Source organism: Exilispira thermophila, from assembly GCF_055389015.1.
On the sequence record NZ_AP042476.1, the window covers coordinates 915,291 to 930,067 of the forward strand.

Annotated in this window: 13 protein-coding genes; all 13 read right to left on the reverse strand. The window is 20.9% G+C overall.

Going from position 1 to position 14,777, the window contains the following annotated elements; translation table 11 throughout:
• Positions 1-173: 173 nt before the first annotated feature.
• Positions 174-1,304: a tRNA guanosine(34) transglycosylase Tgt gene (tgt, locus tag ACZ5EC_RS03960; RefSeq protein ID WP_464304151.1), complete on the reverse strand. Its 1,131-nt coding sequence runs from the start codon at positions 1,302-1,304 to the stop codon at positions 174-176.
• A gap of 59 nt (positions 1,305-1,363) precedes the next feature.
• A complete protein-coding gene (locus ACZ5EC_RS03965; RefSeq protein WP_464303665.1) occupies positions 1,364-1,936 on the reverse strand; it encodes a hypothetical protein in 573 nt (190 codons plus the stop codon).
• 12 nt (positions 1,937-1,948) lie between these two features.
• Positions 1,949-2,749: an aldolase/citrate lyase family protein gene (locus ACZ5EC_RS03970; RefSeq protein WP_464303666.1), complete on the reverse strand. Its 801-nt coding sequence runs from the start codon at positions 2,747-2,749 to the stop codon at positions 1,949-1,951.
• Positions 2,722-5,049: an endonuclease MutS2 gene (locus ACZ5EC_RS03975; RefSeq protein WP_464303667.1), complete on the reverse strand. Its 2,328-nt coding sequence runs from the start codon at positions 5,047-5,049 to the stop codon at positions 2,722-2,724. Before ACZ5EC_RS03975 ends, ACZ5EC_RS03970 begins: the two co-directional genes overlap by 28 nt.
• A 64-nt stretch (positions 5,050-5,113) precedes the next feature.
• Complete coding sequence (locus tag ACZ5EC_RS03980) at positions 5,114-5,821, reverse strand: FliG C-terminal domain-containing protein (RefSeq protein ID WP_464303668.1); 708 nt, start codon at positions 5,819-5,821, stop codon at positions 5,114-5,116.
• Positions 5,822-5,857: 36 nt separating this feature from the next.
• Positions 5,858-6,361 (reverse strand): CvpA family protein, encoded by a 504-nt coding sequence (locus ACZ5EC_RS03985; protein ID WP_464303669.1) that lies wholly within the window; start codon positions 6,359-6,361, stop codon positions 5,858-5,860.
• A gap of 119 nt (positions 6,362-6,480) precedes the next feature.
• A complete protein-coding gene (locus ACZ5EC_RS03990) occupies positions 6,481-7,434 on the reverse strand; it encodes a flagellar filament outer layer protein FlaA (protein ID WP_464303670.1) in 954 nt (317 codons plus the stop codon).
• 228 nt (positions 7,435-7,662) lie between these two features.
• Positions 7,663-8,154, reverse strand: a complete 492-nt coding sequence (locus tag ACZ5EC_RS03995) for a hypothetical protein (RefSeq protein ID WP_464303671.1) — start codon at positions 8,152-8,154, stop codon at positions 7,663-7,665.
• Positions 8,111-9,430: an N-acetylmuramoyl-L-alanine amidase family protein gene (locus tag ACZ5EC_RS04000; protein ID WP_464303672.1), complete on the reverse strand. Its 1,320-nt coding sequence runs from the start codon at positions 9,428-9,430 to the stop codon at positions 8,111-8,113. Before ACZ5EC_RS04000 ends, ACZ5EC_RS03995 begins: the two co-directional genes overlap by 44 nt.
• A complete protein-coding gene (locus ACZ5EC_RS04005; protein ID WP_464303673.1) occupies positions 9,414-11,285 on the reverse strand; it encodes a class I SAM-dependent methyltransferase in 1,872 nt (623 codons plus the stop codon). The genes ACZ5EC_RS04000 and ACZ5EC_RS04005 overlap by 17 nt, the downstream gene beginning before the upstream one ends.
• Positions 11,254-12,015 (reverse strand): cytidylyltransferase domain-containing protein, encoded by a 762-nt coding sequence (locus ACZ5EC_RS04010; protein ID WP_464303674.1) that lies wholly within the window; start codon positions 12,013-12,015, stop codon positions 11,254-11,256. Before ACZ5EC_RS04010 ends, ACZ5EC_RS04005 begins: the two co-directional genes overlap by 32 nt.
• 82 nt (positions 12,016-12,097) lie before the next feature.
• Positions 12,098-13,126, reverse strand: a complete 1,029-nt coding sequence (locus ACZ5EC_RS04015; RefSeq protein WP_464303675.1) for a hypothetical protein — start codon at positions 13,124-13,126, stop codon at positions 12,098-12,100.
• Complete coding sequence (locus tag ACZ5EC_RS04020; RefSeq protein WP_464303676.1) at positions 13,101-14,753, reverse strand: radical SAM/SPASM domain-containing protein; 1,653 nt, start codon at positions 14,751-14,753, stop codon at positions 13,101-13,103. The genes ACZ5EC_RS04015 and ACZ5EC_RS04020 overlap by 26 nt, the downstream gene beginning before the upstream one ends.
• Between the last annotated feature and the right edge of the window lie 24 nt (positions 14,754-14,777).

Sequence of the window (14,777 nt, forward strand, 5' to 3'; positions counted from 1 at the left end):
ATTTATTAAATATTGTATTTAATTATCAACATTTGTCAATAAAAAATTTTATTTTATTTATATTTAAAATTAAAATTAAAAATTACAAATATATATTATTAATTGTTAATTATATTTTTATCTTAGTTTATCAAAAAGATTGAAAATATTTTGAAAAAAATTACATGAGAAATTTAAAATTTATTTTTATTTGAATATTTATCTAGAAAATCTTTTGCAAAATTTTCAAAGTTGTTATTAAGAATAGATTCTCTTATTTTGTTCATTAAATTATATAGATAATGCAAATTATGAATTGAAAGTAATGTTAAGGCTGTAATTTCCTTTGCTCTAAATAAGTGCCTTATATAACTTCTTGAAAAATTCCTGCATGTATAACATGTACAATTCTCATCTAAAGGAGCAAAATCAAATTTAAATATTGAATTTTTTATATTTTTTTTACCTTCATCTGTAAAAAATGTTCCATTTCTACCTACTCTGGTTGGGAAAATACAATCAAACATATCAATGCCTCTTAAAACACCATTAATAAGATCTTCAGGTGTTCCGACCCCCATAAGGTATCTTGGTTTTGTGTCAGGAATTATTTCATCAAGATATTCAATTATATCATACATTATAGATTTTTCTTCTCCTACAGATAGACCACCTATTGCAATACCTGGCAAATCAAGAGATAATGTTTGTAAAGCAGATTCTTTCCTTAAATCGAAAAATTTATTCCCCTGTATTATCCCAAATAAAAACTGTTTTGATATATCTAAATTCGATATCCAGTATTCTTTACTTCTTTTTAACCAATTTATTGTTCTTTTCATTGCAAGTTCTGCAATTTTTTTTTCAATTGGAATAGGAGTACATTCATCAAGTGGCATTATAATATCTGAACCTATAATTTTTTCAACTTCAATAACATGTTCTGGTGTAAAAAAATGTCTTGAACCATCAATGTAAGAGGAAAATATTACCCCTTCTTCATTAACTTTTCTGAAATCACTTAGTGAAAATACCTGAAACCCACCTGAGTCAGTTAATATGTTTCTTTCCCATCCAGAAAATTTATGTAAACCTGAAGCTTTTTTTAATACTTCCACTCCAGGTTTAAGATAAAGATGATAAGTATTTGATAAAATAATTTTGAAATTGATTTCTCTAACTTGATCAAATGTTAAAGCTTTAACTACACCATTTGTTCCAACAGGCATAAATACAGGAGTTTCAACTTTACCATGGGGTAAATTTAAAATACCTGCTCTTGCTTTTGAATTTTTTGATTTTTTTTCTAAGGTAAATATTTTCATATTTTTCAATATAGTACCCTGATTTTATATTATACTATTGATTTTATATTATATTATTTTTATTCTGAATCTTTGTCATTATATTCTTCGATTTTAGTATTTTGCAAATAACTTGAAGTAAATTTTTCATATTTTGGTTTTACTAATTGAATTCTTCTTAAAATGACAAAAGTGTTTTCAGATTTAATTTCTCTTATTTCTCCAAATGTACCAGAACCCAGATAAATAATTTTGTTTTTTGAAGAGATGTTAAATTTATTTTTAATTTCTTTTATTGCACAATCAAAACATAAGTATCTATCTTCATCTTCAATATAAAAGGAGGTAGTATCATCAATAATTTTCTTTTTACATAAAGAGCAGACTTTAAATTCTTTAAAACTTTCCTGTGTTTGAGTCTCCTTTTTATCCTTTTGAACATATTTATTATTTTTAGGAATAAAATTTTTATATATTTTATTTTTACTATTTTCCTGATGATTATTTTTGTTACTTGAGTAGTTATAATATTTTCCGTAATTATTTGCATTACTTTTGTTATTTCTATTGTTATTATTATAATTTTTATTCTTATTTTTACTTTTTTTATTTTTTTTATTTTTGTTAAAATTAAATTTGTTAAATTTCCCCATTTTTCCCTCTCTTTAAGCATGTATCCTTTTAATGTTATTTTCAACAAAAAGCTTATAATCCTCTTTTGTTACAAGTTCTTTTTTATAAAATAATTTATAAAGCAATATTTCAAAAATCAATGCTTCATTTACATTAAAGGAAATATTTTCAGTTCGCTTAACATAAACATATTTTGTATTAATAAAATCAGATTTATACTTTTCATATAATTTATAGGAAGAATTTGGTGTAATTTTACCACCTATAGAGATTTTCAAAGAAATTTTCTCATCTTCAAAAAATTTAAATATTTTCTGAATAACATTATCAACTTCATCTGAATCTACATTTACATGCATTGAAGCTGATAAATCAGATCTTCCAATAGTTACAGCACTAAAATATTCAAAAAATTTTTTTATTTCTATAAGGTTTTCAACAGTTGTTATTGTTTCAAGGTTCATAGCTAAAAACATTTTTTTATTAAACTTATTGTTAAAGTAAAAATAATTATTTAAAAAATTTTCCACAGCATAAGCGGTTTCAGCCATAGGTAAGATCAATCCATTAAGATTTAACTCAAAAGCTTTTTTTATATCATTTTTAGCTCCTGCTCCACCTATTTTCAATTTTATTATTTTATCTTTAAAAATTTCTCTTACCAATTTAATCTGATCAAAATCATTACTCTCTACTTCTGTTCCAAGTTTTATTGCATCAAACCAATCTTTTGATGAAATACTTTTTAAAAGGCTAATTATTCTTGATTCAGGTAAATCTCTTTCAATAACATCTTCATTAAATTCTATAATTTTAGATAAACTACTGTGCATCCAGTTCCTCCCTCCTCAGGTAAAGCAAAATTGAATGATTTTACAAAAGGGTTTTCACTTAAATAATCATGAACAAACTCCTGAAGTTTCCCTTCACCTTTACCATGGATAATATATATTTTTTCAAAATTAGTAAAAACAATTGAATCAAAAAAATCATCTAGTAAATCTTTTGCTTCAATACTGGTTTTACCTCTAATATCAATACTATCTAATATTTTTTTTGAAATTCCCTTTGCATAAAAAGAATATGTATTTTCAGGTTTTTCAAAATTTTCTAATTTTTCAAGATATTTAGGTTCAATAACCAGTGTTATATTATCAACAGAAACCTTAATCCTGTTCTTTTTAATTTCGAGTATTTTTCCATTTTTTTTAATAGATTTTACCAATACTTTATCACCAATTTGAAAATTATACTTTTCATTTTCTTCTGGTAAAATATCATATTTTAGTTCTTTTTCCAGTTTATTTTTTTTAATATTAATTATCTCGCTTAATTCCCTGGATTTATTTAAATCATATCCCCCTTTTTTTAAAATAGATATTCGTCTTTCTACAATTTTCTTTAAATCTTTCACTTCTTGATTAATTTTTTCAGAAAATTCCTTTTTTATTTCATTTTTAGTTTTATTATATTGTTTTATTCTTTCTTCCAATTCTAATTTTAGTTTATCAAGTTCAACTTTTTTTTTATTATACTCAATAATTTCTAAATTTAAATTTGATAATTTATTTTGTAATTCAATAACTATATCATCAATATTACGATCTCTTGATATATAATTTTTAGCTTTTTCAATTAATCTATCATCCAATCCAAGTTTTTTAGATATATAAAAAGCATATGAAGCACCAGGGATATCAAGAACAAGCTTATATAATGGATTTAAATTTTTAAGATCAAATTGCATGGCACCATTTTTAATTTCTTTAAATTTAGTTGATAACAATTTAACTTTTGTAAAATGGGAAGAGATAATTGAAATTGGTCCTTTTTCAATAAGTCTTTCTATAATAGCACATGATAAAGCTTCACCTTCTTCAGGAGAAGTTCCTGTACCTATTTCGTCTATTATAACAAGATCATTTTCATCAGCATTTTCAGTTATAATTTTTAAATTTTGTAAATGAGAGGAAAAAGTAGATAACGAATTATCAATAGATTGCTCATCACCAATATCAACAAAAATCTCTCTCACTACTGGAATTGTAGAATTATCAGATGCTGGAATAAATAAACCAGCTTTAGCTAAAAGAAAAATTATTCCAATTGCTTTTAAAGTAACAGTCTTACCTCCAGTATTAGGTCCAGAAATAATTAAAATTGGTTTTTCTTTTTCAATTTTTAAATTGTTTTTAACTGGATTTTTTAGAAATGGGTGATAAAAGTCGTTTAACTTAATTTCTTTTATTTCACTTAATATAGGTCTTGAATATTTATTTATGTAAAAAAATACAGCTTTAGCATTATAACAATCAAGTTCATAATAAACCTTTAAAAAATCTTCTATAACCTTTATGTTTTCTAAAAAAAAATCTGAAAAATTCTTTAGTATTTTATAAATTTCTTCATTTTCCTTTGCTTTTTCAAGTAAGATTTTATTATTTAATTCAATTATTTCAAATGGTTCTAAAAATATAGTTTTTCCTGTTGCTGAAATTTCTTGAACTATACCAGGGATTTCTTTTTTCTTATGAGGTTTAATTGGCAAAAGATATTTTCCATCTTTAATAACATAATTATTATCAGCTAAAATATCCTTAAATTTATTAGATTTTGTAAAATTGTTTAATTTCTCAAATACTTTATTTGTTAAAGTTTTTATTTGCTTTCGAATAGATCGAATTTCGTGAGAAGCAGAATCCAAAATTTCACCATTTTCTGAAATAGAATTTTCAATTTTATTTATTATATTTTTGAAATCTTCATCAAACTGGAAAATATTTGCAAAATATGGATAATTCTCATTATTAAGTTTAAAAAAATTTTTAAATTTTTCATAAAGTTTTAAAATTTTGTTTAATCTTAATATCTGAAAAGAATTGATAAAACCAGAACTTTTTAGATTTTCAAAAATTTTATCAATTTTTTCAACTTGCTCAAAAGTTATCTTTTTTTGATCTTTTAAATTTTGATAAATTTCTTCAATTTTGGATAATTCTTCATTTATTTCTTTTTTGTTAAAATAGAAATTATAATTTATTACCTTTTGTTTACCTATATCAGTAAAACAATATTTAGATATAGATTCAATAATTTTATTAAATTCTAATATATCTATTGTATGTTTATTCACTTATAACAACCTTTAGTTTTTCTATAAAAAATAAAAAAAATATTTTGATATACATAACTTTGAATTATTTTAATTCCTCAACTACCATGAATTGTTTAAGTAGTTTAAAAAATTTATTTTTTACTCTTTGTCTTTCACTTTTTCTAAAATAATGAATGTAGGAAAGTTCTTCCAGTATAATTTTTTTTCTACCTTTTGAAATATTTCTTAATATTTTCTTTCTATCTGGAATATCCATCATTAACATCAAAGTAACAATTTCATTATTTGTCATCTTTTCAAGAATTTTCATTATAACATCGTCTAAGATCCCATTAATCCTTGTTAGTAAAGGATAATTTCTTAATACATAATATTTTATATCATCATCCAATTTATCAATATTTTTATATAGAACTTTTTTTTCTTTTTCACTTAATTTAGAAAAAACAATATCAATAAAATCATAAATACCTTTTTGTTCCTCCATAAGATTTATAAGCAATTCTTCCCCTTCATCAAGTGAAAAAGGGATAACTAATGATTTTTTAGGTTCATCTAAAACATTACTTATTATTAATTTAATTAAAAAATCATTAAGTTTAAATCCAATTAAATTACCTTTCTTGTAAACCAATAAATTTTTTTCTTTGAAAATAATCTCATCTTCGAAAATATAACTGATAATAGGTAAATAATAATTTTTTTCTATTTGTTCAATAGCACTTTGATTTAAATTTAATTTATCAACAATTTCTTTAAATCTTTTTAGATATTTTTCTTTTAATCTCATTGCAAGTGTTCCATATTAATTTTTTATATTTTCTAATTATTTAAGAAAATTAGCTACCATTTTTATTTTGAAAAATGAAATTTTAACAACTTTGTAGGTAATAGAATTATTTATGGTTTCATTAAAATTTCCAAGATTAATATTATAAAAATACTTTTGATAAAAAATTACAATCAATACAATAATTAAAATAGCCTTTGTTAACCCAAATAAAAATCCTAATAGTTTATTTATACCATTTATTTGTGATTCCTCAACAATATTGTTAATAGCATTTTCTAAAGGATGTAATATTAATTTGAAAATTAATAAAAAAACAAAATACATCAATATAAAGGATATAATTTGAATATATTTAAAATTACCAATCTTTGATATTAAAAATTTAGTAAAATAATCCATTGTTAATAAGGTAAATATAATGGCTAAAATATTATCAAATAAACTAAAAAACTCTTTTATAAAGCCTCTTAATAGTGATGAAATAGAAAAAGAAATAATAATTACTAATATAATTAAATCAAAATAATTTATTCCCATTTTTAACTCCTATATTAAAAATTTACAGTCAAATTATATTTCGTCAAGAAATAAAAAAAGAGCTGCCTCTAAACTTGAGACAGCCCCTTTTCTTATTCTTATTATTAATTATTATTAACTTATTGTCCATTATTAGTTTGATCTGTAGCCTTTTCAGTTGCTATTTTTTTCTTTTCTTCAAATCTTAATAATTGAATAACACCTACTCTTGCTGCTTCAGCTCTCTTTTTAGCTTCTCTTCTAGCTGCTAAAATACCCCAAACCTCTTCATCATTAATATCTTCAGTAGTTTTTAATATTGCAAGGTCATAAATTAATTCAACTGATTTTATGTAAATAATAAAATCACCACCTGGGTTATCAGCATATTTATAAATAATAAAAGAATCTAATTTTATATAAGGTTCTTCTTGTGGATATAAAGGATATTTTTTTAATGCTCTTTTTCTAGCATCTGGAATATAATTTGGGTTATCAATTCTAAAAGTTAACCATCCGGTAAAATTTAAATAGCCAACAAACCAGTCAATATATTCATCGTTCTGGTTTTTTAATCTTAAAGATAATGAATGTGGAAAATTTCTTCCATAAACAGTTACCATAATTGTTTTAATAGGACCAACATTTCTTAATACACCTTTATTAACATACTTGTTACCAATTTTATCATTTTCATCAGCTGGTTCATACGATGGTATTTCATATGGAGGCATAATTTTAGCCCAGGCACTATATCTTCCTGTTGGAAAATGAATTCTAGCGCCTAAAACATTTTGATCCTTATATTTACCACCAGCAACTTTAACAGTTTTACAATATGAATTAACAATATTTTCAATTGTTCTTGCTGATGGAGATAATTGAACTTCCCAGTTTTCAGGTGAAAGATTTACAAGTAAATCTTTTTTTTCTTCAGCACCAATAGATGAAAAAGCATTAGGTCCAGCAATTTTAATAATATCTAAGTCAGTATTATCTAAAGAATTAAAATCAATTAAAACTTGACGCTCAGCAAATGCACTAACACTTGCAAAAAGCAATAAAACAGCTAGAATGGAAATCCATTTCTTCATAAAATTCTCCTTTAATTTTTTTTTTTATCGGTTTTTAATATTATGAAATTTATTAAAATATAATAAATTCATATATATATTTACAACTTTTTTTATTTAAATCTATACTTTTTTTGTAGTAATTTTAAATTATTAAGATTTAACTTATGTATATATAATATATTTTTTATATCGTTAATTAAATTGTTAAAAATAAATCCTTTTTATTCAAATAATTTAATAATTTCTTTACTTTTTTAAACTAAAATTATACAATTCCATATAAGTATTATATATTATGCTTAAATTGTCAAGAGAAATTTTTTTACTTTTATTAAAAGTCATCAATATTGCTTCACAAATTTTGTTTTTAATATCTTCAGGTATTTTTTTAAACTCTTCATATCCAGAATCATTTAAACTTATGCATAGAGTTTTATTTTTTATATAATAATTATTTATAAATTTTGAATCAATAAAATAAAGAGGAAATTTTTTTCTATTTCTACCACCTGAAAAATAATAATAAAATAATTTATCGAAATTATAACTTTTAGGTACAGATTGATATTCATAATCAATCTTTTTATCATAGTTAACATAATAAAAAGGTAGTGTTATAAAATTAGATTCATGTTTTAATAATAATAAAAGTCCAATAATTAAAACAACAACTAAAATAATATATATAATATTTTTATTTTTTAATATCTTTAAAACCTTTCGTTTTATTATATTCATTTATATATTCCTTTATCCCTTTTTCTATTGCTTTAAATAAACTATCTAAAAAATATTTTGAAAGAATATTTTTTGCATCTTTTTCATTTGATAAATACCCTAATTCTATCAATATTGAAGGTATTGAAGTATAAGCTAAAACATAAAATGGAGCACCATAAATAGATTTTGCATTTATTGGATTTTTTTGTTTTTTATAATTTTGAAAAATATATGAAGCAATTTTTTTTGATTCATATATTAGCTCTTCATTTAACAATCTGTTTATTATTGTCCCAATTGTAGAATTATCGATATCTTTATTTTCATATTTTACAAGATTTTTAATTTTTTCATCAACCAGATTATAATCAAGGTAATAAATTTCTAATCCATTAGCTTTTTTTGAAAATGGAGATGCATTTGCATGTATTGAAATAAATAGCCCAGTATAATTTTGAGTATTATATTTATTTGCAATTTTTACTCTTTGTTCTAAAGAAATATATTTATCCTCAGATCTTGTCATAACAACATTTAATCCAGGAAATCTATGAGAAAGGTAATTTTGTAATTTTTTAGCAACATATAAATTAACATCTTTTTCTTTAATTCCATTATATATTGCACCTGGATCTTTACCACCATGTCCTGGATCTAAAATTATATATTTAATCTTTCTATATTCAATGATTTCTTTTTTAGCATAACCAATAAGATTTGTAGTATTATTATTCTTATCTGAAACTTCAATATTCCCAGAACTACCTTTATCTGTTTTTATAAGATTATTTTCTAATGTATTCTTATTTTCATATTCTTGACCAAGAATTATATTTGCATCATATTTAAAATTAAAATTCGTAAAATAATTTTTATAAAAATCACTATTCTTACTTGCAATAAAAAAAGAATTATAAAATTTATAAATAAAATAATCCAGAATATATATTTTGTTATTATAAGTTTTAATTATTGGCACTTTACTATTAAATATTTTGTAATTATAGATTGCAATATTCTTATTAATATAAATTTTTAATATAGTACTTTTTCTATTTAGTTCTAAAATATTTTCAAAAATATTAAAATTTAAACTAATTTGAAAATCACTTTGTATTTTTGATAATGAAAAATAATGATCTACCATATCATCATTATTTTCTGCATAAATAACAGTAAACAGGTTTGAATAAAAAAACAAAAATATAAAAAGTGATATTATAATTATTGATTTTAAACTTTTAGAAGCAAATGACCTTGTTATTAATCTACAAAAGTTAAATTTTTTTTGCATAAACTTCAATAGTGTCTGAAAATTTTAATTTCTTTGCAAGAAAAGTATATACTTTTTTACCAATAATAAAAGAAAGAATTTTTTTATTTTTTTTAAAACGTTCAAAATGAGGATTTTGAATTTCTAATTTTAGTAATTTAAATCCATGTTTCTTAAGAAGCATTTTTATAGATTTTTTTGTAAAATCAAAATAGTGATCTTCAGGTCTTGTTTCTAAATATTTATTCTTATTAAATTTGTAAGTCGGTCCATTTATTGAAGGAATAGAAAAAGAAAAAATTCCATTTTTATTAAGTAATTTATGAACTTTGGAAAAAACAGCATTTATATTTTCTATATGTTCAATTGTAAACCAGGAAGTTATTAAATCATATTTTTTGTTTAAATTAGCTATTAAAAAATCATTATTATAAATATGGAACCCTTTTTTATTAGAAATTGATTTTCCTTCAACATTAAGTTCTATTCCTTCACAAACAATTCTTTTATCATTAAATTTTTTATTAATATAATTATAATTGATATAATTTTCAATATCTTCTAAAAAAAATCCATATGCACTTCCAATATCAAGTATTTGAATAATATTCTTTTGATTTAAAAACTTTTTTAAAAATATTTTATCTAAAATTTCAATTCGTTTATTATTTATTTTTAGAATATTTTTTCTATCATCTATATATGTTTTACCATAATTTTTTTCATATTCACTTTTAAAATAAGATGGGTTGCTATACCTTTCTTTTAATTTTTCACTTTCTTCTATGAAATCATATTTAAATATTACTCCACATTTCTTACATTTATAAAGGTTAAATTTTTCCTTTCTTTCTAATGTTGCTATTTTATTACTTAAACAAATTGGGCAAATAATTTCAGATTTATTAATATATTTTTTTTCAAAAGTTTTGATTAAAGAGGTCACCAAATTATCTCCTGTAAAATATATTTTTCTAAAATTTTCCTTTTCTTGATTTTTATCATCTATCTTATCTTTAAAATTTTTTGTTTTGTAAAAATTAACAATTTTGTAAAAATATTCTACTTTAATTTTTTTTATTAGCCCTGCATTAATATCATTAAAATATTTGATTGCTAACCTGTTATGATATCTTGTAGGATTAACTAATATTATTTTTTTCCCAATTGATAAAGATTCAAACAAAGTTAAACCAAAATGAGTAATTATAAATTCAAATGTTTCTAAATATTTGGAAAAGTTTTCAATATTTTTTTTTACTGTAAATTTATTAAATATTTGAATTTTTTTTAAATTTTCTTTAATTTGATAGTTGTTATAAATTCGTTCTGGAAGTATAAATACAATTTGTTTAAAAGAATTAATATTAAATATCTTGAAAATATCTTTTTCAGAGCATGAATTGATAAAATTAGCAAATTTAATTGATAAATTATAAGGGTCCAATAAACCAAAAGTTATAAGTATTTTTTCATTATTTCTTTTATTAAAATTAATGTTATCTTTTTCATTATTGTTTGATTCTTTATTTGAAATCAAATATTTTATATTATTTGTATTTCCATACCTCTTTAGTGATGGGATAGCATTTAAAATGTACAAATATTTTTTTTCTTTAAATTTGAAATAGTCATCTAATACAATTAATGGATAATTTTGGAGCTTTTTAAATATCTTTTTACTAGAATCTCTTGAATCTTTGATTATTAAATCATAATTTTCTAAATCTAAATCAAGAATATCTTTATTTTTATTAATTATAAAGATGTTGCTTTTATATCCATTTAATTCTAATTTTTTTTTAAAATTTTTAATTCTTACAAGATGACCAGAGCCATATCTTTTACCAAATCCTGTGATAAATGCTATCTTCATCTTTTTCAACTTCAAAATATGATTTTTGTTTTACATTTTTATTAATTTCGAACAATTTTTTATTTTTGGTATATATTTCTTTAATTGTTTTAAGGTCAACATTTAAAGAATAATTTGTTATTTCACCAATTTTTTTTAATAATATATAATCTTTTTTTTCATCAAATGTTAGTCTTAAATCTTTAATTTCTGAATATTCAGGATAATCAATTTTTAGAATATTAAATAAGTCAGGATTTTCATAAATGTAAGGAGTAACATGCTCAAAATGATAATTTTTAAAACTTTCTTTATAACATTTAATAAAAGCTTCTCTTTTTATTATCTCAACCTGTGTTCCAAGAGGAAGATTTTTAGCATATAGATAATCATATTTGAATTTTTTATAAAGTTTTAAACCCTGTTTAATATGAAAAATTGAAAAATAGGGATTATCTGAAGTTGCTCTTATTATTATATCAGGATTATATTTTGAAAAGGCAATATAAAATCTCTGCAATAAATTATATTCAGGACCTTCAATAATTTTAAAAGGGTTTATAATTTTATCTTCAAAATACTTTGATTCATTATAAGGGATTGCTAAAACAAAATGATCTATATAGTTTGTTAATAATAAAAATCTTTTTTGTATATACTCTACAAGAGTTTGAGAACCAAACTCTTTAAATATTTTTGCTTTATACCTTTTTGAATTAACTCTAGCTTGAAGGACTAATAAAATCTTCATTATTTAATATTTTCCTATTTTTTATTAATAATCGGAAAAATAAATAGAATCTAAATAAATAATTAATTTGCAATTCAGGAGGTTAATAATTTTCAAAAATATTGATAAGTTTATTTAAAAATTCAGTTTTTTCAATATTTTTTGATGATTCTATTATTTTGCTATTCAAAAAAAGCTTTTTAAATCTAAAAATATCTTTTATCGAAAATCCAACAAATAACATTCTTAACATTAAACTAAACAAATTTAAAAAATCAGGTTTTTCGAAATAAATATAATTTAATATATTAAGTAAATATTCTTTACTTTTTATATTAATTTTATTAATTAATTGTATTTTTCCATTATATTTTGCATGATAGTAAGGATTAACAATAAAATAAAAATTATTTAAGATAAAAACAAGTCCAAGTTCTAATTTTGATATAATATCATTATCATTCCTCTTTAATAATAAATTATAAATTTTATAATAATTTCTTGTTAAAAGTTTTATTAAATCACTTTTAATAATAAAAATCTCATCAAGAGGAAATAAAGTTATAGAAAATTCTTTAGCTATTTCCAGTTCTATAATTGTATCTATTTTTTTTGAAAATTTTTTTTTGTTAGAATTTTCACTATTATTATACTTTTTAAATATATATCTATAATTTTGTAAATAATTTTCTCCCCTATAAACTCCAAAAGTTATTCCACCAACATTTTTATCTGTAAAAAGTTTTAAAATCTCAAGTACATCTATATTTTCAAGAGTATAATCTGTATTAATATAAAATATAAAATCTGAGTCAATTTCATTTGAAATAAAAAATAAAAGATTTAAAAGATCAACTTTTTCTTTAAATAAAAAAATTTCAAGGTTTTTAAATTCATCTCTAAAATAAGAATCATAATCAATTTTATTACTAAAATCTATAAAATATATTTTAAAAGATTGACTGGAAAGGTTGTTTAAAAACTTATATAAATTACTTATATAAGTTTTAAAATCTATTTGTTTATAATTTACAAGTATAATTGCTAAAAAAACTTTTTCATCATTTTTTTTGTTTATAATGTTAATTTTAGAAAAATGTATTTTTTTAAAAATTGAAGGTATAGAACTCATTACATTTCTTACATATTTCAGGATATTTTTTATTTATATGATCTAAATATAAATTATTATAATTTTTAAATATTTCATAGCAATCTTTTTCAAAAACATTTTCTTTTAACATTTGACCATTAAAATCTGATTTACAAATTGCAACTTTTCCATCTGATAGTATATAAAAATCTCTTCTTAAATGAAAACATGGAAAACGATTAACAGGAGTGAGGTCAGCTACTTCTCTATCTTTAAGAATTCCTGAATAGTCATTGTATTTTCTGAAAATAATATTTGATTCATATTTTTTCCACTTTTCATAAAATTGTTCAATATCAGTATCATTTTCTTTCATTCTTGTAAATTCTATAAAAAAATTATCAGGATATTTTTCTAAAAAGTATTTTGTAAAAGTTTCAACTTTTTTAAAATTTTCATTATGACCTACAATTTTATAAGTTTCTTCATTTGAAGCATCCAGCAAAATAATTACAGTTACATTTTTAAAATTATTTAATTTTTTTGTAAAATCGCTATTAAAAAAACTACCTGTCGTTTTAATAATGACTTTATTTTTTTCACTCAGAAAATTAATAATATCTATTATTTCACTATTTGCAAATGGTTCTCCAAACCCTTCTAGTATAATAATTGAATCTTTAAAAAAATAATTATTACTATCATACAATTGAGTTATATCATTTAAAGTTAAATATTTTTTACTTCTTTCTATCATATCTCTAGAAGGTAAGTATATTAAATCTGATGAATATTGTGAAGAGATTTCAAGAAAAATAGTTTTAGGATATGTTCTAATTAATTCAGGATTATTTTTTAAAATTACATTAATTATTTTATAATCAATATTTAATATTTTATCTAAATTTTCATTTATAAAATTTTTATCTACCTTTTTGCTAATTATCCTAGTATCAATTTTTTTTATAGAATTATTTTTCTGTTTATCTAAATCAGTCTTTGAATCTTTATTCTTCACTAATTCATTGATATTTGAAAATACACTAATTTTAATAACATTATCGATTAAATCTATATCTTCTTTTTTATTTAGTTTTAATGAATATCTGAATATCTCTGGTTCTTGCTCCCCCTCTATTAAATCAATATCAAAAAAACTTATATTTCTAAGAAGAATAGAAAAGATAAAATTTTTTTCAAAATTATCATTAGATTTTATTAAAGGGATAATTTCAGAAATTGTGTTTGCTCTTAAAACCTGTCCAATTATACCATCAGGAAAACCTTCACCATAATAATATTCAATATCATATTTCAAAGATTCTAATAATATCTTTTTATTTAAATTAAAATCTAAAAATATATCTTCATAATAATTAAGAAAAATAAAAGTTGATTCAAGTTTGTCCTCATTATAATTATTCTCTTTAAAATACTTCTCCAATTTCACAAAAAAATCATTTACATTTTCTATTTCAAATGAATTTTCGATATTTTTAAGATAAGTTGAATTTTCTAAAATAGCTTCAGTTTTTTTAAAATAAAAAATAATTTTTTTATTGAAATTTATTAAAGAATCAAAATTCTCAAATCGTTTATCCAGATACTTGATATAATTATCTAAATAATCCTCTTTTAATAATAATATAGCATGTATTTTTTCCATTTTTTGCTCCATTATTTAAACCAA

Coding starts and splice junctions, on each gene's coding strand:
- ACZ5EC_RS04005 (WP_464303673.1), bottom strand. CDS start 11,285: ATGAAGATAGCATTTATCACAGGATTTGGTAAAAGATATGGCTCTGGT.
- ACZ5EC_RS04000 (WP_464303672.1), bottom strand. CDS start 9,430: ATGCAAAAAAAATTTAACTTTTGTAGATTAATAACAAGGTCATTTGCT.
- ACZ5EC_RS03980 (WP_464303668.1), bottom strand. CDS start 5,821: ATGAGATTAAAAGAAAAATATCTAAAAAGATTTAAAGAAATTGTTGAT.
- ACZ5EC_RS04020 (WP_464303676.1), bottom strand. CDS start 14,753: ATGGAAAAAATACATGCTATATTATTATTAAAAGAGGATTATTTAGAT.
- ACZ5EC_RS03995 (WP_464303671.1), bottom strand. CDS start 8,154: ATGAATATAATAAAACGAAAGGTTTTAAAGATATTAAAAAATAAAAAT.
- tgt (WP_464304151.1), bottom strand. CDS start 1,304: ATGAAAATATTTACCTTAGAAAAAAAATCAAAAAATTCAAAAGCAAGA.
- ACZ5EC_RS03970 (WP_464303666.1), bottom strand. CDS start 2,749: ATGCACAGTAGTTTATCTAAAATTATAGAATTTAATGAAGATGTTATT.
- ACZ5EC_RS04015 (WP_464303675.1), bottom strand. CDS start 13,126: ATGAGTTCTATACCTTCAATTTTTAAAAAAATACATTTTTCTAAAATT.
- ACZ5EC_RS03990 (WP_464303670.1), bottom strand. CDS start 7,434: ATGAAGAAATGGATTTCCATTCTAGCTGTTTTATTGCTTTTTGCAAGT.
- ACZ5EC_RS04010 (WP_464303674.1), bottom strand. CDS start 12,015: ATGAAGATTTTATTAGTCCTTCAAGCTAGAGTTAATTCAAAAAGGTAT.
- ACZ5EC_RS03985 (WP_464303669.1), bottom strand. CDS start 6,361: ATGGGAATAAATTATTTTGATTTAATTATATTAGTAATTATTATTTCT.
- ACZ5EC_RS03965 (WP_464303665.1), bottom strand. CDS start 1,936: ATGGGGAAATTTAACAAATTTAATTTTAACAAAAATAAAAAAAATAAA.